Annotated in this window: 20 protein-coding genes; 14 read left to right on the forward strand and 6 right to left on the reverse strand. The window is 56.1% G+C overall.

Annotated elements, in window-relative coordinates:
- Nucleotides 1-93: 93 nt before the first annotated feature.
- From QZ329_RS01195 to QZ329_RS01250, 12 genes are all read left to right on the forward strand, one after another.
- Nucleotides 94-423 (forward strand): DUF6465 family protein, encoded by a 330-nt coding sequence (locus tag QZ329_RS01195; protein WP_295747467.1) that lies wholly within the window; start codon nt 94-96, stop codon nt 421-423.
- A gap of 280 nt (nt 424-703) precedes the next feature.
- Nucleotides 704-1,549: a tyrosine-type recombinase/integrase gene (locus tag QZ329_RS01200; RefSeq protein ID WP_295747469.1), complete on the forward strand. Its 846-nt coding sequence runs from the start codon at nt 704-706 to the stop codon at nt 1,547-1,549.
- Nucleotides 1,550-1,911: 362 nt separating this feature from the next.
- Complete coding sequence (locus QZ329_RS01205) at nt 1,912-2,400, forward strand: AP2 domain-containing protein (protein ID WP_295747471.1); 489 nt, start codon at nt 1,912-1,914, stop codon at nt 2,398-2,400.
- 37 nt (nt 2,401-2,437) lie between these two features.
- Complete coding sequence (locus QZ329_RS01210) at nt 2,438-3,688, forward strand: BTAD domain-containing putative transcriptional regulator (protein ID WP_295747473.1); 1,251 nt, start codon at nt 2,438-2,440, stop codon at nt 3,686-3,688.
- Between the two features lie 161 nt (nt 3,689-3,849).
- Complete coding sequence (locus QZ329_RS01215) at nt 3,850-4,311, forward strand: hypothetical protein (RefSeq protein WP_295747475.1); 462 nt, start codon at nt 3,850-3,852, stop codon at nt 4,309-4,311.
- Nucleotides 4,312-4,320: 9 nt separating this feature from the next.
- Nucleotides 4,321-4,854: a signal peptidase I gene (locus QZ329_RS01220; RefSeq protein ID WP_295747477.1), complete on the forward strand. Its 534-nt coding sequence runs from the start codon at nt 4,321-4,323 to the stop codon at nt 4,852-4,854.
- Between the two features lie 152 nt (nt 4,855-5,006).
- The gene (locus QZ329_RS01225; protein WP_295747479.1) at nt 5,007-5,603 is read left to right on the forward strand and encodes a hypothetical protein; all 597 of its coding nucleotides are present in this window, start codon (nt 5,007-5,009) and stop codon (nt 5,601-5,603) included.
- Nucleotides 5,604-5,660: 57 nt separating this feature from the next.
- Nucleotides 5,661-6,284 (forward strand): hypothetical protein, encoded by a 624-nt coding sequence (locus tag QZ329_RS01230; protein WP_295747481.1) that lies wholly within the window; start codon nt 5,661-5,663, stop codon nt 6,282-6,284.
- Nucleotides 6,285-6,429: 145 nt separating this feature from the next.
- The gene (locus tag QZ329_RS01235) at nt 6,430-7,050 is read left to right on the forward strand and encodes a SipW-dependent-type signal peptide-containing protein (protein WP_295747483.1); all 621 of its coding nucleotides are present in this window, start codon (nt 6,430-6,432) and stop codon (nt 7,048-7,050) included.
- 20 nt (nt 7,051-7,070) lie between these two features.
- Entirely contained in the window at nt 7,071-11,891 is a 4,821-nt protein-coding gene (locus QZ329_RS01240; RefSeq protein WP_295747485.1) for a VWA domain-containing protein, read from the forward strand.
- Nucleotides 11,892-11,905: 14 nt separating this feature from the next.
- The gene (locus QZ329_RS01245) at nt 11,906-12,532 is read left to right on the forward strand and encodes a hypothetical protein (RefSeq protein WP_295747487.1); all 627 of its coding nucleotides are present in this window, start codon (nt 11,906-11,908) and stop codon (nt 12,530-12,532) included.
- A gap of 15 nt (nt 12,533-12,547) precedes the next feature.
- The gene (locus tag QZ329_RS01250; RefSeq protein ID WP_295747489.1) at nt 12,548-13,483 is read left to right on the forward strand and encodes an LPXTG cell wall anchor domain-containing protein; all 936 of its coding nucleotides are present in this window, start codon (nt 12,548-12,550) and stop codon (nt 13,481-13,483) included.
- Between the two features lie 63 nt (nt 13,484-13,546).
- On the opposite strand, the gene srtB is transcribed toward QZ329_RS01250, so the two are convergent.
- Both srtB and QZ329_RS15560 read right to left on the reverse strand, forming a co-directional pair.
- Nucleotides 13,547-14,326, reverse strand: coding sequence for a class B sortase (gene srtB / locus QZ329_RS01255; RefSeq protein WP_295747490.1), 780 nt, complete (start codon nt 14,324-14,326; stop codon nt 13,547-13,549).
- Between the two features lie 156 nt (nt 14,327-14,482).
- Nucleotides 14,483-14,731 carry a DUF4368 domain-containing protein gene (locus QZ329_RS15560; RefSeq protein WP_365351193.1) on the reverse strand — a complete coding sequence of 83 codons (249 nt, stop codon included), beginning with the start codon at nt 14,729-14,731 and terminating at the stop codon, nt 14,483-14,485.
- On the opposite strand from QZ329_RS15560, the gene QZ329_RS01260 reads away from it, so the two are divergent.
- On the forward strand, nt 14,618-14,971 hold the full coding sequence (locus tag QZ329_RS01260) for a DndE family protein (protein WP_365351238.1): 354 nt from the start codon (nt 14,618-14,620) through the stop codon (nt 14,969-14,971). The genes QZ329_RS15560 and QZ329_RS01260 overlap by 114 nt on opposite strands.
- Before the next feature lies 1 nt (nt 14,972).
- Nucleotides 14,973-16,124, forward strand: coding sequence for an aminotransferase class V-fold PLP-dependent enzyme (locus QZ329_RS01265; RefSeq protein ID WP_295747494.1), 1,152 nt, complete (start codon nt 14,973-14,975; stop codon nt 16,122-16,124).
- 402 nt (nt 16,125-16,526) lie between these two features.
- Here QZ329_RS01265 and QZ329_RS01270 read toward each other — a convergent pair whose 3' ends face one another.
- The 4 genes from QZ329_RS01270 to QZ329_RS01285 form a co-directional block, all read right to left on the reverse strand.
- A complete protein-coding gene (locus tag QZ329_RS01270) occupies nt 16,527-16,844 on the reverse strand; it encodes a hypothetical protein (protein WP_295747496.1) in 318 nt (105 codons plus the stop codon).
- Between the two features lie 42 nt (nt 16,845-16,886).
- Complete coding sequence (locus tag QZ329_RS01275) at nt 16,887-17,108, reverse strand: hypothetical protein (RefSeq protein ID WP_295747498.1); 222 nt, start codon at nt 17,106-17,108, stop codon at nt 16,887-16,889.
- Between the two features lie 61 nt (nt 17,109-17,169).
- On the reverse strand, nt 17,170-17,886 hold the full coding sequence (locus QZ329_RS01280; RefSeq protein WP_295747500.1) for a hypothetical protein: 717 nt from the start codon (nt 17,884-17,886) through the stop codon (nt 17,170-17,172).
- A gap of 77 nt (nt 17,887-17,963) precedes the next feature.
- The gene (locus QZ329_RS01285) at nt 17,964-18,467 is read right to left on the reverse strand and encodes a hypothetical protein (RefSeq protein WP_295747501.1); all 504 of its coding nucleotides are present in this window, start codon (nt 18,465-18,467) and stop codon (nt 17,964-17,966) included.
- Nucleotides 18,468-18,702: the final 235 nt, after the last annotated feature.

Genomic DNA, 18,702 nt, shown 5'->3' on the forward strand with positions numbered 1-18,702 from the left:
ATTCAAAACGGCGGCATATGCAAATAGATGTTGCAATTTGTCCGGTTTGCCTATATAATAACAGGCAAAGATTTCAAATGCAGGGAGGTACTTATGAGAGGAAAAGCCAACGCTGAAAAAGCCAGCGAACTGAAGGAGAAGAAACGTCCGGGCAGGCGCCCCATGACGGCGGAGGAAAAGGAGGCGGCGGCAAAGCTCCGGGCTGCTGAAAAGGAGAAGGCCGACCATCTGAAGCCGGAGCTGATTCTTCAATTTCAGAGTACCGAGGTGGATATGAACAGCTTGGCGGAGGCCGCCAAAGCCGATTTCCGCAGCATAAAAAAGCGCACCCTCGTCACCAGCTTGAAGCTGTATGTCAAGCCGGAAGAGCAGGCGGCTTATTATGTGATCAACGGCGACTTTACGGGCAAGGTTTCGTTCTGAGCGACAGAGGAGGACCCCGCATTCTGCGGGGTCCTCCTTCTTTGTAACCGCGCAGGCGCACGGAGCGGAAAACAAAACCGGCACGAGGCGGGCGTTCCAACCGGACGTCCGCCTCGTGCCCTTGTCGTTTCCTGCGGTTTCCGTTTAAAAATTTGCGCAGTATCTGGCGGCTGTCCGTTTCTTCGTTTAAAATGTCGGCAAGAACGGGGGAAACGAATTTTCCCCCGCAGACGGAAAAACACCGAAGAAGAAGTTGATTACAGAATCAAGGAGACAGATTATGGACAACCGTACACTGACCGCCGCTCAGCTTGCCGCCTATGCCGGGGCTCTCCGGGAGGAGGAACGCGCGCCTGCCACCGTTGACAAATATCTGCGCGACGTCCGCGCCTTTGCTGCGTGGCTCCAGGGCCGCCCCGCGGCCCAGGATTCCGCGGCCCGCTGGAAGGCGCACCTTCTGGACCAGGGGCAGTCGCCCGCCACCATCAACGCCAAGCTCTCCGCTGTAAACGGGCTGTTCCGCTTCCTGGGGTGGGAAGAGCACAAAGTGAAATTCCTGAAGGTTCAGCGCCGCGTGTTCCGGGATGCCTCCCGAGATTTGACCAAGGCGGAGTACGCCCGTCTTCTGGCGGCGGCGGAGCGCCTGCGCCCCGGCTGGCTGAAGCTGCTGCTGGAGACGATCTGCGCCACGGGCATCCGGGTGTCCGAGGTGCGCTACATCACGGTGGAGGCGGCCCGGGCGGGCCGGGCGGACGTGTCGCTGAAGGGGAAAATCCGGACCATTCTCCTGCCGGGGAAGCTCTGCCGGCGGCTTCTGCGCTATGCCGGACAATGCAAAACCGCCTCCGGCGAGATTTTTCTCGCAAGAGGCGGAACCAGTCTCTCCCGGGTTCAAATCTGGCGGGAGATGAAGCGCCTGTGCGCGGCGGCGGGCGTCGCGCCCACCAAGGTGTTCCCCCACAACCTGCGGCATTTGTTTGCCTCCACCTTCTACCGCGCCACCCGGGACATCGTGAAGCTGGCGGATGTTCTGGGGCACAGCTCTATCAACACCACCCGTATCTACCTTCTGTCCACCGGCGCGGAGCATACCCGCCAGCTGGAGCACTTAGGTCTGCTGACTTAGAAACAGAATTTACATTCTGTTTCCTAGACTGACCGCATGACACGACTGGGGAAATTATTATAGCACAATCCAACATGCGTTTGCAAGGGCTTATGTAAAAATCCGGGCACTTAACCAGAGCCGGGCAGTTTCTATGCCACGGTTTCTCTGTATTGCGCCTCAAATTCTATTTCTTTTCCCCGCAAGCCTTTTTCAAGTCTTTTTCGCTTTTATGCCGCCGCAAATTCACCAAAAGTAAAAACAGAATGTAAATTCTGTTAAAGATGCCTTTCACGCTGGAATTTTGGAGGTTGGGCATATTCTGTACCCCAGGGGGGAAGTTTTCCGGCGGGATGGCCGTTCCGGCAGCCGGAGAGGAAACCATGAGTCATTCAAGGAAAAAACTGGATTTGACGGGACAGCGCTATGGGGACCTGACCGTTCTGGCTCCGGCGGAGAACATCGGAAAGCATACGGCCTGGCTTTGCCGCTGTATCTGCGGCAGGGAAGTCGTGGTGAAGACCGACCGGCTCCGCAGCGGCCGGACCGTCAGCTGCGGCTGCCGGCGCCCCGAAACCGGACTGAAGCTGACCTATGTGGACGGCACCTGCGTGGAGATGCTCCGGGCCAAGACCGTGCGCCGCAACAACACCAGCGGTATCCCCGGCGTGGACTGGCGGGGGGGACGGAACCGCTGGCGGGCCACCATCTGCTTCAAGGGCAAGCGCCATTACCTGGGCAGTTATAAGAACTTTGATGATGCGGTTCTTGCCCGCAAGCAGGCCGAAAACCAGCTTCATGACCGCTTCCTTCAGGAGTACGCCTTTGGGATGGACCAAGAGAGCGGAGACGTCTCTTCCTCTGGAATATAGAGAGAGCGAGAAGAGATAGAGAAAGGAGTGCGTGTGTTTGGACAGCACGTTATACGTGAAAACGTTAGGCGGCTTTTCCCTGAAACACATCTGTACGGAAGACCAGAATCTGGAGATTACGGAACAGGACAGCAACTCCTGGCGTCAATGGGCCTTTCTGGAGTACTTATGCGTTTACCACCAGCGCTGTGTGTCGCAGGAGGAGATCATTGACATCATTTGGGGCGGCGTCGAGGTGGGCAACCCCGTCAACACCCTGAAAACCCTGCTTCACCGGGCGCGCCTTACTCTGGAGCGCCTGGGTTTTTCCGACGGAAAGGACGTCCTGCGCTATCGCCGGGGCGTTTACTCTTGGAACCCGGAGCTGGTGATCCGCGTGGATATCGAGGAGTTTGACGCCCTGCGGGACCAGTTTGAAACCGGCCCCGCAGGCGAGGAGGGACTGGCTGCCGCCAGGAAGGCCCTGGCTCTCTATCAGGGGGATTTTCTTCCCCACGCCTCCGCCAGCCCCTGGGCCCTCTCCCCCCGGACCCACTATCATTTGAAGTACTTACATCTCTGCTTTGACATGGCCAGCGTCCTTTGGGAGCGGGACCGGCTGGAGGAGGCTGTGGAGGTCTGCCGGTTCGCCACCGCCCTGGACCCTTATGACGAGACCTGCCAGTCCCTGATGATGCGCCTTCTCCACGCCTCCGGCAGCAAACAGGCCGTGGCCCGGTATTACAGCGACATCTCCGCCCTGCTGATGAAGGAGCTGGGCGTCGCCCCCTCCCAGGAGCTGACGGCCCTGTACCATGAGCTCAGCGGACCGGGGGAGGCCCAGGAGCTGGACCTGCGGACCATCCGGGCCGTCCTGCTGGGGGACGACAGCGCCAACCGGGGCGCGTTCTTTTGCCAGTATTTTGTGTTCCGCAACATCTGCCGCCTGCTGGCCCGGATTTCCGTCCGGAACGGGCAGATTGTCCAGCTGGGCGTCATCACCCTCTTCTCCAAAACCGGCGGCGCCCTCGCCCCCAGCCAACGGGCCGCCGCCATGGAGGAACTGAAGGAGGCCATTCAGATGCGCCTCCGCTCGGGGGATATCTTTACGCAGTTCAGCCCCACCCAGTTTCTGGTGCTTCTGCCCACTGCCAGCCACGAAAACGGCTCCATGGCCGTGGACCGCGTCCTCTCCGCCTACGGGCAGACGCTGGCGGGCAAAACCACCACGCCGCAGTTCAGCCTTCTGCCGGCGCTGTCCCTGGAGACGGAGGAGCCCCTGGCGGGCTTCCGGCCCATCGTGTCCTGAGAGGGAGAATTTTCCGCGTGTAACCGGTTTGAAACCTCTGGGAGATATACTGAACCCAAAGAACGGCACACACAAGCCGCACTTATCGCATAAGAGGAAAATTTCACCGGCGTAACCTGACTGAAACTTTTGGATGGTATCCTAATCGGCAGAAGCCGGGAATGACCTGGCGGCAAGTTGAAAACATCAAGGAGGAATACGACGTGAAAGCCCCTGCATTTACCCCTTTAGGTCAGAGCGCGGTCATTGTTCGGATTACTTCCTATGACTACAAACGCCCTTGCGGGACACTGACGGGGCCCAACTGGGGAAAGCCTGTTTCCTTCAACAGCCTCATGCAGCTGCTGCTGGCGATGGACGCGTTTATGGACCGGGAGAATCTGCCCCAGCGTGCGGAGGAACACCGGACCTTCGGAGCGGCCGCGCCTCCGCAGACGCCGGAGGAGGGTTCGGAAGAGGCGGAGCCCCTGGCCACCTTCCAGATTCGGGTTTTGTTCCGGCAGAACGCCAGCTGGCAGGGAAGCCTTGTCTGGGTGGAGAAAAATATGGACGCCCAATTCCGCAGCGTGATGGAGTTGGTCCGGCTGATGGACAGCGCGCTGTCCGCCGGAAAAGGAGAGTGATTTCGGAGTATGAATCCGACCCTGAAAAAAATATGGAACGCGGTCATGTGGGTTTTGGTAGCCGCCGTCGTGGCGGTGGCCATGCTGCTGGCAGGAGTCCGGCTGGTGGGCATTACGCCCTACGCCGTCCTCAGCGGCAGTATGGAGCCGGCCTTCCCGGTGGGCTCCATGATCTACGTGAAAGCGGTGGACCCTGAGAGCATCGAGGTGGGAGACCCCATTACCTTCTATTTGGATAAGGAGAGCGGCGTCATCGCCACTCACCGGGTAATCGAAATCGATGGAGAGGGCTTCCACACCAAGGGCGACGCCAACGATGTGGCGGACGGAGCCCCGGTAGCTCCGGAGAATGTGATCGGCAAAGCGCTTTTCTGCGTGCCCAAGTTTGGAAATCTGTCCAACTGGATTTCCCAGCCCCCGGGAATCTACATCACGGGCTGCGCGGTGGTTGGACTGCTGGTGCTGATGTTCCTGCCGGACGTGCTGGACGCCGCCGACGCGGCGGACCGCAGGGCGGCGGAAAAGAAGAAAAAGGAAGAATGAAAAAAGTTTTCCGAACTTTCCAGATGTAACCAGCTTGAAACCTTTTGATGGTATTCTAAATCCAGAAAATACAACACCCCATTTGGTATCTTAAGTGTAGGCCAACTACATGTGAGATATAAATCAAAAATTATTTTTAGGAGGAAATCAACATGAAACACAGCAAGAAGATTCTCGCCCTCGTCCTGTCCGTGGCCGTCGTGGCCTCCATCGCTGCCGCCGGCACCCTGGCTTGGCTGACCGGTGAGACCGGCGAAGTCACCAACACCTTCAACGTTGGCACCAAGGGCCAGGTTGTGATTACCCTGGACGAGAAAGACAACACCAAGGACGATGGTAGCAGAACCGAGACCGGCAACACCTACGATAACGTTCTCCCCGGCGCCACCCTGGCGAAGGACCCCACCGTGCATGTCAGCGCCAACAGCGCCGCCTGCTATGCCTATGCCAAGGTTGTGAACGAGCTGGCTGATGTGGCCGACGTGGAGATTCACGCTGATTGGACCCGGGTTGAGGACACCACCAATATCTATCGCTACAAGGAAGTTGTTGCCAGCTCTGAGAACGTGACCAACCTCACTCCCCTCTTCACCGAGGTCAACGTTCACAGCGACCTGACCGCTACGACCCTCGCTTCTAAGCTGGACGGCAAGACCATCGTGATCTCCGCTTTCGCCATCCAGGCCGATAACCTGGGCGAGAATGCTCTGACTGTTGCCGACGCTGAGGCTATCGCGTTCTTCGGCTAATACGCATGCTACATTTCCAGCGATAAAAACCTAAATCCCGAGTAAGGAGGGAACCTTATGAAAAAACGGACCGTGGCCCTGCTGTGCGCGGCGGTCATGCTGCTGGGCGTAGTTTTCGGCGGCACCATGGCCTTGCTGTCGAAAGGTTCTGAACCGCTGACGAATACGTTCAAGGCGGGGGACATCGTAATTGAATTGACGGAGACCGATCGCACGTACGTCATGGCCCCGGGTACCCGTCTTCCTAAGGACCCCACCGTTTCCGTTGAAGTGGGAAGCGAGGACTGCTACCTCTTCGTCAAGGTGGAGGAAAGCGAGAACAGCCCTGTTGAGTGGAAGGCCGCTGACGGCTGGCATGAGGTGCCTGGTGTAGAGAACGTCTTTTACCGGGTCTTCAGCAAGAAGAAGCCGGACGTCGAGGCGACAGACGGCAAGTACCTCTATCCGTTCTTGAGCGAAGAAGATGGTATCGTGGGAGTTAACATCCCCGCCGATCTGAAAAAGACGGATATGGATGCCTTCAAAGACAACAAGCCCACGCTGACCTTTACGGCATACGCCATCCAGAAGGATTGGCTGGCTGGCAGCGTTGACCTGGAAGGGGACTATCTCACGGAAAATGAGATCGCGCAGATCTGGCAGATGGTTCAGTCCCAGGGCGTTCCGGCTGAGAAAGCCTAATCCTCGCAGACACATTAGAAAACAACATCCTGAAGCGGCCTGCCCGCTGGGCAGGCCGCGCGCGGGCGCTCCACATGTAAAAGGGAGTGCCGGCGCGCGGCCTGCGCAAGAAATATGACAAGCAAACAGAAAGGCGGTATTCTGTATGAGTTTAAGAAAGAAGCTCGTCCTCGCGGCGGCGGCGGTTTTAATTGTCACCGTGGGCGCGTATGGCACGCTGGCTTATCTTACGGCGGACGTGACAACGCATAATGTGATTACTTCTGGCAGCGTGGCCATTGAGCTGCTGGATAAAACCGCCCAAGAGGGCCAGGCGGCGGACAACTTTACCGCCGTATACGAATTAGAGGACTTTAACGAAGTTTATCCCAGTGAAGAGGGCGGCATGCCCGTTATGCCCGGCAGCAAGGCCAGTAAGATTGTGGCAGTGCGGAAGACAGAGGAATCCGCGCCCTGCTGGGTCCGGGTGAAGCTCACCGAGAACCGGCCCGATGTCTATGAGGATGGGGATGTAACCCTGGTGCTGGATGAGGAACACTGGACCTATCAGGACGGATGGTACTATTATAATACCATTCTCACCAACGACAATTACCAGACCCTTCCCCTGCTGACCCAGGTGAATTTCAGCGGTCCGCAGATCGACAATTCCTGGCTGGGAAAGAGCTATTCCATTGACGTAAACGCCCAAGCGGTCCAAAGCGACAACAACTCCGAAGGCGGCGTTCTGGCGGCCAGGGGCTGGCCTGACGAATCCGCGAACTGAGGCGGAGAGGAGGAAACGCAATGAAGATGAGAAAATTTCTGGCAATGCTGCTGACCCTGACGCTGCTGCTTTCCATCGCCTCGCCCGCGTTTGCCGTGGAGGCGGAGAGCGAAGGAAGCGCCGTGGAGAGCGGGGATACTTCTTCTGATTCCGGTAGTTCGGACAACAACGAGTCCAGCGAGCCCTCCGAGTCTGAGGAGACGGAGCCCGAGGAGTCCGGCGATTCCGGCGAGACCACCGAGCCCGAGAACCCCGGTGAAACTACGGAACCGGAGAACCCCGGTGAGACCACCGAGCCCGAGAACCCCGGTGAAACCACCGACCCGGAGAACCCCGGCGAAACCACCGATCCCGAGAATCCCGGTGAGACCACCGACCCGGAGAACCCCGGCGAGACCACCGACCCGGAGAACCCCGGCGAGACCACCGACCCCGAGAATCCCGGAGAAACGACCGATCCCGAGAATCCCGACCAGCCCGAGGTCCCCGAGGACCCCGATGCCGAGGCCAAGAAAGACTTCCTGGACCAGCTGGGCAGCGCGGCAGATAAGGATGCGTTCAACGCCATTCTGAACGGGAATAAGGAACTCTATGACAAACTGACCGACGAGGAGAAGGCCGAGCTCCAGGCGAAACTGGAGGCCCTGCCTGATTCCGGGTCCCCCGAGGAGAAGCCCGACGAGGAGGCCAAAAAGGACTTTCTGGATCAGCTGGGCTCCGCCGCAGACAAGGACGCGTTCAACGAGATTCTGGAAGCCAACCGGGACCTCTTTGACAAGCTGACGGAGGAGGAGAAGGCCGAGCTGCTGGCGAAGCTGGAAACCCTGCCCGACGCTCCTGCGGAGGACCCTGACGCCGAGGCGAAAAAGGACCTTTTTGACAAGCTCAACGGCGCGGCTACCAAGGAAGATTTCGAGAAGCTGAAAGAGGAGTTTGCGGAGCTTTTCGACAAGCTGACTGAGGAAGAGCGGGCGGCGCTGCTGGCGAAGCTGGAGACTCTGCCCACCGCCGGAGAGAAACTGGAGCAGGAAAAGAAGGACCTCTTTGACAAGCTGAACGGCGCGCTCACCAAGGAGGATTTTGAGAAGCTGAAAGAGGAGTTCGCGGAACTCTTTGAGCAGCTGACTGACGAGGAGAAGGCCGCTTTGCTGGCAAAGCTGGAGACTCTGCCCACCGCTGAGGAGAAGCTGGAGCAGGAAAAGCAGGACCTGATCAACCGGCTGAACGGCGCGTCCAACAAGCAGGAGTTCCTGGATATCCTGGAGGCCAACCGGGAGCTGTTTGAGCAGCTGACCGAAGAGCAGAAGGCGGCTTTGATGGCTCTGCTGGAGGGTCTGCCGGAGCTGCCCCCGGTGGGAGACAGCCTCTATGAGCGGCTGATGGCCACCGAGACCCTGGAAGCGTTCGTGGCCATTTTGAACGAGGCCACCCGGGAGGAAATTGACGCCCTGTACGAACTGAGCAGCGCGGAGAAGGCCGCTTTGCAGGAGCATTTGATAAGACTGATGCGCCTTGCGACGGCGAACGAAATTCCCTTTATTCCGCCTGTAAACTTTACGGATGCAGGCGCCTTGCTGAACATTCCTGTGGTGAAGGCAACGGCGGCTCCCATGCGCGCCCGGCGGATGAATAGCCGGATTGCGGGGGAGGACCCGATGCAGAATCCGGTGGCTGCGGGCAAGGAAAATGAAAATATGTACACCAGCAAGAAGCTGGAAGAGGTGAATGGTCAGTTACAGCTTACCATTGAGGCTTACGCCACGGGCAGCTATACGTCTTCGGAAGTGGTAACCTCCGCTCCCGCTGATATTGTCTTGGCTCTGGATCAATCTGCCTCCATGAGTGGGTGTATGGAATGCGGCATACCGGTATCGGCAAGTATCCATGACGCTGACGGAAGGGAATTTTATACGCATCAGCATCCTAACCTTCCTACTTATGCCTTTCCTGAGTCTATACTCAATAGCGTAGTTCCAGAGAGTAATAGATGTAGCTGTGAGCAGTTTATTCCAACTTCTAACGAGCTTGTGGATTATGGTAATGGCCCGGAACATGTAGGCTTTCTGGGCTCTTACGAGGACACTTCGCGCCAAGCCGTATTGAAAGACGCGGTGAATCAGTTCCTTGCCGAGTTGGCGAAATCTGGGGAGAATCACCGTATTGGCGTTGTGACCTATGGCGGTGAAGCAATCGGACAGGGAGACGGACAGACCGGTATCCGCAGGCGTTTGACCGAAGGAACGATAGATATCAATGGTTACCTTGGAGAACCCCATGGTGCGACGCCGACGGGAAGGGCGATGGAGTATGCGAAGGCTCTCTTTGATGAAGTGAAGGCTTCGAGTGAAGGCCGCAAAAAGGTCGTGATCCTCTTTACAGACGGCTATCCGACGGCAGACCAAGACACGGGCTACTTTGTACGGGAGGAACCCAGACCTGAATTTAACCCGGATGCGTATCGTGAATTTGCAAACGATGCACTGCGTCACGCCGGCGCTTTGAAAAACGATGGAGTAGATATATATACAATTGGCGTTTTCAGCAGGGCGGATGGAAAGAGTTTTCCGAGTTATGTCCCGGTAAATGAGAATGCTGGACCCAATGATGAGAACGAGCTTGCCAGAGCGAACCGTTTTATGCAGATGCTTTCCTCCAACTGCGGGGCGGCGAATTATTTGGGAGCGGATGTAAGCTGTGATTTGTCAAAGAGTCATTATCTTAGTCCGGAAAATGCGGATGCGTTGATCGATGCGTTCATCAAGATCTCTGATTCTATCACCGGCAGCACCTCCAACGTGTCCCTGGGCGCCACCGTCGTGCGCGACGTCATCTCGCCCTACTTTGAAGTGGATAGAGCCGCCGGCGGCGTGAAAGCCTACGATGTTAGCATCGAGAACGGTAAGGAAATCTCCTCCACCCCGATCAACGCTTCTTTGAATGATGGAGTCTATGGGGACAATGCCATTCAAACCGTGGAAGCGGAGTATAACTTCAACGAAAACTTCCTGCTGGACGGGAAGGGCCACAAACTCCGCATCGTGATTCCCATCAAGGAGAGAGATGGGTTCTGGGGCGGCAACAACGTGCCCACCAATATCCCCCGCCTCTCCGGCGTGTTTACGGATTTGGATGACGACCAATCGCCTGAGACCTGCATCAAGGCCCTGCACTCCGATTTTAAGAGCACGGAGCTGGCGTATCCCAAGGCGAATGTGCAGATCAAAATTCCGGAGTGGAAGCCGAAAGACAAGAACATTTACTATGGAAACGCCACCCTCGTATTGGAGGACCTGTTCGAAATTGGAAATGTTCCTGTGGATTGGCGGACGGATTATCTGAACAACGAGCCTCAAATCACCCTTCGGGACGGGCAGACGATTCAGTTCGAGGAAGATGAGAAGTACAATCTTGACTTCACCTTTACCGCCGCGGAGACCCCTGAGCCCGCGAGCAAGGGAGCCCCGGCTGTGCATAAGGGCGGCCAGTGCGACGCTCTGGTCAACGTCTTCAAGCCCACGGTCAGCTTCGCCGATATGCGGACGTATCTGACGGTTGTGGCGGATGTGGAACACCATATGCCCAAAAGTGTGGTATGGACACATAATGGAAATGTGGTGACCAACAGCGGTTCTGAAGGCAGCACCATTCAAGTGAGCGAAACGGATACGACCCTCCTTACCTATGGCGGGGAGAACGCGACCATGGAGGGCACGGCTCCCACTCTGACCTGTACCATCAAGGGCCGGGTCAATGCGCTGCACGGTGCTGATGTCAACCAGGCTGTCCGCGACTATTATGCCTTTGTGACGAAGGTCGAGTTCAGCAACGGCAAGACTGTCGAGACGCGGGACGATCAAGGCGCGGCGAAAGAGCAGAATGTGGTGACATTCAGCCATCATGTCTGCGAGGACATTGTCAGCCGGGTTTATGACAGTAAGGTTGGCGAGTTCCTGGTGCACGTCTTTAAGCCTGAAATCACCTTCACGGACATGAGCGTCTACAAGGGTATGACGAAGGACGACGTGACGTATGCCGGACCTGTAAAGGTCGAATGGATGTACCCGGGTGAGATTAAAAACGGAGCGGAGCTTGAGATGCCCAGTTCCCCCGCGCCTGTGATCACCTACGAGTACACACCCAGAAACAACGATCTGTACAACGGCAATTACTTTGTGAAGGATACCCCCGTTCAGGTGCAGGCGGCGGTGGGCGGACATATGCAATATACGCCTGCCGGCGTAACTGCGGCCCGGAACATCAACGCGTGCATCATCTTCAAGTGGGAACATGACTGCGGTCTGCTTGAGCCCGACAAAATTGAAGCGGAGGGCACGGTCAAGGGTCACCAGTTCTATGTCCATGTCATCCCCTGCCAGCTGACGGTGACCAAGAGCGTCAGCAAGTTCTATGACCAGGGCGACAGCTTCCTGTTCCACATCAGGGGCAGCGGTAATCCCTTGGCGGCGGCAGTCGATATGGACGTCTTCCTGAGCCAGGAGCACGATTTCAGCGGCGTGACGGCCAGCAAGATCATCGGCGGCCTGCCGGTAGGCACGTATACTGTGACGGAGGACACGAACTGGTCCTGGCGGTATAAGCTCGATTCTGCGCCGGGGGCTGTCACCCTCAGCGAAACGAACAGCGAGGGCAGCGTGAGCTTCCACAACACCCTGGTCAACGAGAATTGGCTCTCCGGCGGAGACGCAGCGGTGAATACCTTCATCACGGTGAATGCCGCCAAGACCCTGGACGCCCGTACGGGCGACGCGTGGAATGGCGGAAAGCAGGATGAAAATTTTGGAACCGGTACTGACACGGACGGCGATACGGCCAACGGATAAGGAGGTGACCCGTTATGAATAAGGATAACAAGAAGCACGGCCATCTATCCCGGCGCGCGGCGCTGCTGGTGCTCTCGGTGGTTCTGATTCTCTCCGTCTCTGTTGGCGGCACGCTGGCCTACCTGATTCGCGAGACCGGCCCGAAGACGAACACCTTCATTCCCGGCGAGGTTACGACCTCGACGGAGGAGAAGTTCAATGAACAGGTGAAAAAGGACGTCTATGTCCAAAATGGCGAGAATGACGGAAGCCTTCCGGTCTATGTCCGCGCCAAGGTCATCTTCAACTGGGTTGACAAGGACGGAGAGACGGTCCTGTCTGAGCCCGTAGTTGTGACGGATGATGAAAACAGCATGGTCAATATCAATTGGGTCGGCGAAAACGGGGACGAAAACTGGGTGAAGAAAGCCGACGGATACTACTATTACCAGCAGGTTTTGCAGCCCGGCGGGCAGACTTCCAATCTGATTGAAAGCTGCAGCCCCAAAAATGGCGTAGGCCCTGTGGATGGCCGGCTCCAAGTCACCATCCTGACCCAGACGCTTCAGGCGGATGTCAACAAGACTGCTGTCGCGACTTCTTGGGGAGCGAGCGCGGTGAGTTATGTTCCCGCGTTCTCCGCTGACGAGCCCACAACCTAAAAGGAGGCGTAAGAAATGAAGAAGAGAACAACGCGCATTTTGAGCGTCCTCCTGGCGGCGGTCTTTGCGGTGGGCGTTGCCAACAGCGCCCTGGCCGCTCGGACCCTGGCTCTTGACAGCGGTATTACCCTGGTAGAGGAGGGGAACACCCGCCGGTTCGTCATCAATGCCAACGGCGACGACCTCTTCGAGGACTTCAAGGGTGTAATGCCCGGCGACGACCTGACCCAGACCATCAAGGTCAACGCCGCCGGAGCCAACCGGGAGAGCTACCGCATCTTCCTCTACGCCCGCGAGTGCGTCGAGGCGGAGGTTCCCGAGAACGGCGCTCATGTCCGGCCCGATCTGACCGACAAGGACCGGGAGTTCCTGAAATATCTCGACATCACGGTTTCCTACAACGGAGAGGAAATCGGCAATGTGAACATTGGGCAGGGCACCGGCCTGAGCGGCGTGCTGCTTGGCACCTTCGCCCCCGGCGATTCCCATGACATCACCGTAAATCTTCATGTGAATGAAGAGATGGGCAACGACTTTGCCAACAAGAGCGCCTACATTGACTGGGTCTTCTACGCGGATACCCTTCCGGATGACCCAGGTCCTGGCCCTGGTCCCGGACCCGGCCCTGGTCCGGGAACCAACCCCGGTCCGGGAACCGCTCCCGGCTCGGATCCCACCCCCACTCCCCCCACGGACATCACGGACCCGGAGGTTCCTCTGGATAATCCGGATATCCCCGACGAGGTGTCTCTCGACGACCCGGAGGTTCCCCTGGCGGATGAGCCTCCCACGGAAGAGGAAATCGAGGACGAGGGCGTGCCCCTGGGCGGCATCCCCAAGACCGGCGACAACAACGCGATTGTAGTTTGGTTGGGTCTGGCCACGGCCAGCGGCGCGGGTATCATCATCCTGCTTACCTCCAAGCGCAAGGAAGAACGCGAAGCTGCGTAACCAACAAAAAGGAGCATCCGAACGGATGCTCCTTTTGTTTTCCCTGCCGCGGGCCGCTGGGTCTCACAGCAGATAGATTTCCGCCAGGGAAGCCTGCACCACCCAGCGGGTGGCATAGGTGTTGCCGGAACAGGTGGAGAGGGTAATGATCTTGTCGGTGACGGCAGGGGTCAGTCCGGTGGAGAGAACGTTGAGAGAGAGGCCCTCGTCCAGGAACGCCTGTTTTTCCCCGTCATTCGCAAAGTCGATCTGATAGGTCCGTCCGGTGACGCTGGCGGTGTAAGCGGAGAAGATGTTGTACCGGCGAATGCTGGTGCCGGTCATGATGTAGACGTAGGGGTGAGCGGTCCAGTAGTCTTGCTGGTTGTAGTTCCGCAGGGAGCCGAACATGGTTCCGTTCTTCATCCGGTGGCCGTAGATGATGGTGTGGAAATCGCTGAGGCTCTCGTTGTTCCGGCATTCCAGGAAGATGGCGCCCAGGGCGCTGCTCTTGCCGTTCCAGGTCCGGTGAAGGTAATAGTCGTTGTCTCGTCCAAGGAGCAGGGGGTAGGAGACTTCCGTATCCGGAATCAAAATCCAGCCTAGCACGTCGGGATTGACTTCCTGAAGGGCGGCGAGGTCGATGGCGGCGAGAGATTCAAAATAAGGGTCCTCCTCGATTTCGGCTCCGGGCTCCAGACCGGCGTCAGGAGGAGGCGGGGAGAGTTTGGCGATGCTTTCCGCCTCTTCATAGAACGACCGGCCTTTTTCCCGGTCAGCGAGGTTCCAAATCAGGCCGCCCAGGCTTCCGGCGAAAACCAGGAGCAGTATAATAATCAGGACTGTGCGCAGTCGTTTGCTCATTCGATATACCTCCCAATTGGTAATGGAATTCCCCTTCTGCCGGCGGCAGAAAGATGATATATGTTTCATTTTACCATAGTTTTTTGAGCGCCGCAAGGCTTAGCCCCGGCGGGATTTGGGGGTAACGACGTCTTCCCTTGGTGTGCCTTCTCCATCTTAAGCGGGTTTCTCTTCGGGACATTTTTCGCCGTTTTCGGTTAATTCTCCAATAAATTTGTAGAAAATCCGCACACTCTGCCGGTATGGCTGGCTGGCCCGGGCGGGGACCTTGTGTCTGCCGTTTTCATAGATATTGGGACCGATTTCAATGCGCTCCACAAAGGCCGGCAGGGTATCCCGGTCCAACTGCTCCAGGTGGGTATAAGACCGGGCCGGCTCAAAGAACTGGGCGCAGCTGTCTTCCATCTGCTGGGCAGCGCAGACAGCAATGTTGAGATGTCCTGGTACACCTTCGCTGGAGAATACAGCGAGCTATATGAGGCGGTTATAAAAGCCTGGTGTGTCAGAGCTGGTCTCCCGACGGATGAGATAACTGTGGCCAAATATTTCAAGCTCCACCTGGAGCGTGGGATTGCCCACTTGTCGGGTACAGGATTCATCAAAAACCTGTCTGATTTATTAAATCTTGCGATTGAGGCTTCATAATATGAGTATCTATTTGGATTACAACGCATCCGCTCCAATATCTTCGGAGGTTTTGGAGTGTATGATCGACGTATATCGGAACTGCACCGGAAATGCTGACAGTCGCACCCATAGTTATGGAGAAAATGCCCGCGATCTGGTCGAAACCGCCCGGGGGCAGGCAGCGTCACTGTTTGGAGTAAAAAAAGACGAGATCTTTTTCACCAGCGGGGCAACAGAAAGTAATAACCTTGCGATTTTGGGTCTGCAAAAGTACGGGCTGGAAGTTGGGCGCAAGCATTTGATTGTGACGGCCATTGAACATAAGGCTGTCCTTGAAGCCGCAAAGCATTTAGAAACTGAGGGATTTGAAATTGAACTTGTCAATCCCGGTCAAGACGGCTGCGTTTCTGCGGATGACATTCTTTCCAGGGTCCGTAAAGATACGCGGCTGGTCAGTGTTATGCATGTAAACAACGAGACCGGTGTAATCCAGCCCGTGGATCAGATTGGGGAGGCGCTTGCGAAAACAGATGTCTTGTTTCACATTGACGCAACCCAAAGTGCTGGAAAACTGGTTTCGGAGATTCAGAGGCTGTCCTATCGCATGATGTCGTTCAGTGGGCATAAGATGCATGGACCGCAGGGTGTTGGGGGACTCATTCTGAGGAAAAAGCAGTATCGTCTGCCCCCGGTTCGCCCAATCATGTTTGGTGGTGCCCAGGAGCATGGTATCCGCCCCGGAACGCTTCCCACTGCACTGATCGCAGGCCTGGGGAAAGCATGCGAGCTCGCTGAGCAAAACTATACGGATCATCAACAGCAAAACGCTGCAATCAAATCGAGACTTTTGAAGCTGTTGGCCGAATCCAATGTGGCTTACTCAATAAATGGAAACCCGGATCATTGTGTTTCCTCAACACTGAATGTCAGCTTTTTGGGAGTTTCTTCTGAAGCGCTCATGCTTGCGACAAGGCAATACTGCGGGATCGCAAACGGCTCCGCCTGTACTTCAAGCACATATCAGCACAGCCATGTGCTTTTGGCGATGGGCCTTCCGGATGAACGAATTGAAAGCGCTGCCCGGATTAGCTGGGACGCGGATGCTGATGCTGAAGAGATTTTGCGTGGTTTTTCTCAGATGTTAAATACAGTACTTAATTTTACCGCATGATCGCCTTTTACACAGAATTATGTTGTGATGTATTGAGTTTTGAATTCTTCCAAAGTTAAGTCAAAAACGTCAGGGGGCAGCGCTTAGCAGACCGTAAACCCTGCGCATTGATGAGCTTGCCGCAGGCATTTCTCACTGACCGTTCGAAGCAATACATGCGTCACGATGTCCAGCTTAGTCTCCTTATAGCGAAAGAATGGCCGCGGTGGTATTCCTGGACGCTAACACTCCCATATCCGCAGGGAGGGACAAGTGGTGAAGACCAAGCCTCTCTTCCCTCACCGATGACAGCCTGCTGAAAATCCTGGATCCGGCCATAGAGCGCGGCATATCCAGTACGGCATCCCTCAGCGGTCTGTCCTTGTGAACCAGAAAACAGATAATATGTACCAAGGCGTCCTTTTAATACAGCGACCACCAGTAGTCAAACACCTTGCGGCAGCCGTTTCCCTTTTGAGGGAGGAATGGGTAAGTCCGCACCTTTTTGTTGCTCACCCGCTTGAGCCATTGCTGACACTTGCTGTTCTTGGGATATTTGATGTACTTGCCTGTGTGCAGGAGGGTCCTGCCCCCAAAGCCCCAATCCACATAGCCCCGGTGGGGCGCGTAGCCGGAGAGCTGGACGATGGCCAGCCGGCGGTTCAACTTCTCCTGCCCTTTCCTGCGGCGGTACTGCCGGCCGGTCTGCCGCTGGCAGCTTGCCGTTTTCTCAGAATTCACCAAGAGCGCCGCGATTTGTCATTGAACCGGTGGTTTAATTTTCTAAATCTTTTGATAATGTCCACCCTTGCGGCACTTCATCAGTTTTCCTTCTGCCGCGAGTTTCGCACGGATGCGATTGGCTGTCGCCGGAAAGACGCCGCAGAGCCGCCGCACATCAGCGTTTTGGATGACATCGTGATGTTCCAGGAACTGCTCGGTCTGTTTCCGGCGTTCTGCGGCTTTATCTTTGTTCAGACCATGACCAATATTGTGGCAGCTCATGGGGAACACCTCCTGCCCAAAGCTATTATAGCGCCAAAAGCGCCATATAACAATGATGCAATTAAAACCCCGCGTTCCGCAGTTCCTCCATCATAGCCCGGCGGCGGATGTACCGAGTGCGCCAGTCCTCCTCCAGCAGGCGAATAGCTTCATCCGTCTTCCTATCCTCAAGTGCCTGCTGGATACGCAGCTTACGGATATCGGAATAGTTTGTGTACCGTTCTAAAAAGGCGTCCAGTTCCTCCTTTGGCAAGGTCAGCTTTTTCATAAGGTCGAAACGACGCATCAACAGCCGTTTCATCTCATATTCACTGGAATAACCTTGCTTGCCGGAATCCTCAAGGTTCGTGATTTGTCTATCTGCCAGCTCCAACTTTTTCCTGTCAAACGTCTCTCCGGAAAACCGGGACAAAATCGCCTGTTCCGCAAAATCCCGGACACTCCAGTGTTCGCCGGCCGACCCTGGGTATTTCAGGAGGAAGTCGAACACCTCGTCTTCCTTACCGGCACAAAGTATGTCCGTAAGCATCGCGTCCATAGCGTCATCTACATAGGCGCAGCCTTCCTCCGTTTCATAGCTCGCGTATTCCCGCAGCGCATTCATCCCTGCCCGGAGTACCAGCAACGGTTCACCCCGTCCCAACCGTGTCTGCGTCTGCCGCCCGATAAAATCAGCCACATCGCACTCAAACTCATCCGCGTCTCTATAGTTGATACAGCCATAGCGGTCGGCATACTGCCTTCCAATGGAGGCCAGTTCTTTTTTCAGCGTTTTCATACATTCGTCCAGAGTCGTCTCCCCATATCGAAGGAGCAGCGCCCTGCAGAGTTTTTCATCAGTGGATATCAATTCTGTCAGCAGCGGATATTCACCATCCCGGCATCGATGAGCCACTCGATACACCCCCGGTAGTCCTTGAACCGGGCCCCCGAAGCCACCTTGGATATCTGGAACTTTTTGCTTTCCTTGGCCAGCTGAGGCGGGATCTGGTCGAACACATTGAGAATGCGCCCCTGATCCAGCCCCTCGGCGTATTTCCGAATGTCCTCTCTGTAGTCGGCAATGAGCTGACGCTGGATATCCAGCGAGCCCTCAAAGGTGCCCCGCTCCACATACTCCCGCACCACAGCCGGCATCCCGCCCAGAATGCAGAAATCCAGGAACAGCGAATTGCAGACGGACAGTTCCAATTCGCTGAAAGGCGTCAGCGTCCGCATATGATCCAGCAGATCAGCAATGAACCCATCGTCATAGCCCTTTGCCCAGAGAAATTCTTCAAAATCCATGGAGAACATCTCGCAGTCCGTCTTATAGCCTACGCTGTTGCTCTCGATCTTCCGATAATTGATCCCCAGCATGGATCCACTGCAGATCACATCAAAGCGGCCGTCGATAGCCAAAAATTTCAGCGTGGTGGCATAGTTTACGCCGGACGCGGAGAAGGAGCAACAAAAAATGACGAATATTTTTTTAGAGATACTAAAACATGAGCTAATTTTTATATTAATTTACAAAAATAAGAGAGAATCCGGCAAATCACAGATATTTATACAAGCGAAGCGATTGAAATTGTCTCTATAACTGTGCGGACAT

This window comes from uncultured Oscillibacter sp. (assembly GCF_910579365.1).
Classification (GTDB): domain Bacteria; phylum Bacillota; class Clostridia; order Oscillospirales; family Oscillospiraceae; genus Oscillibacter.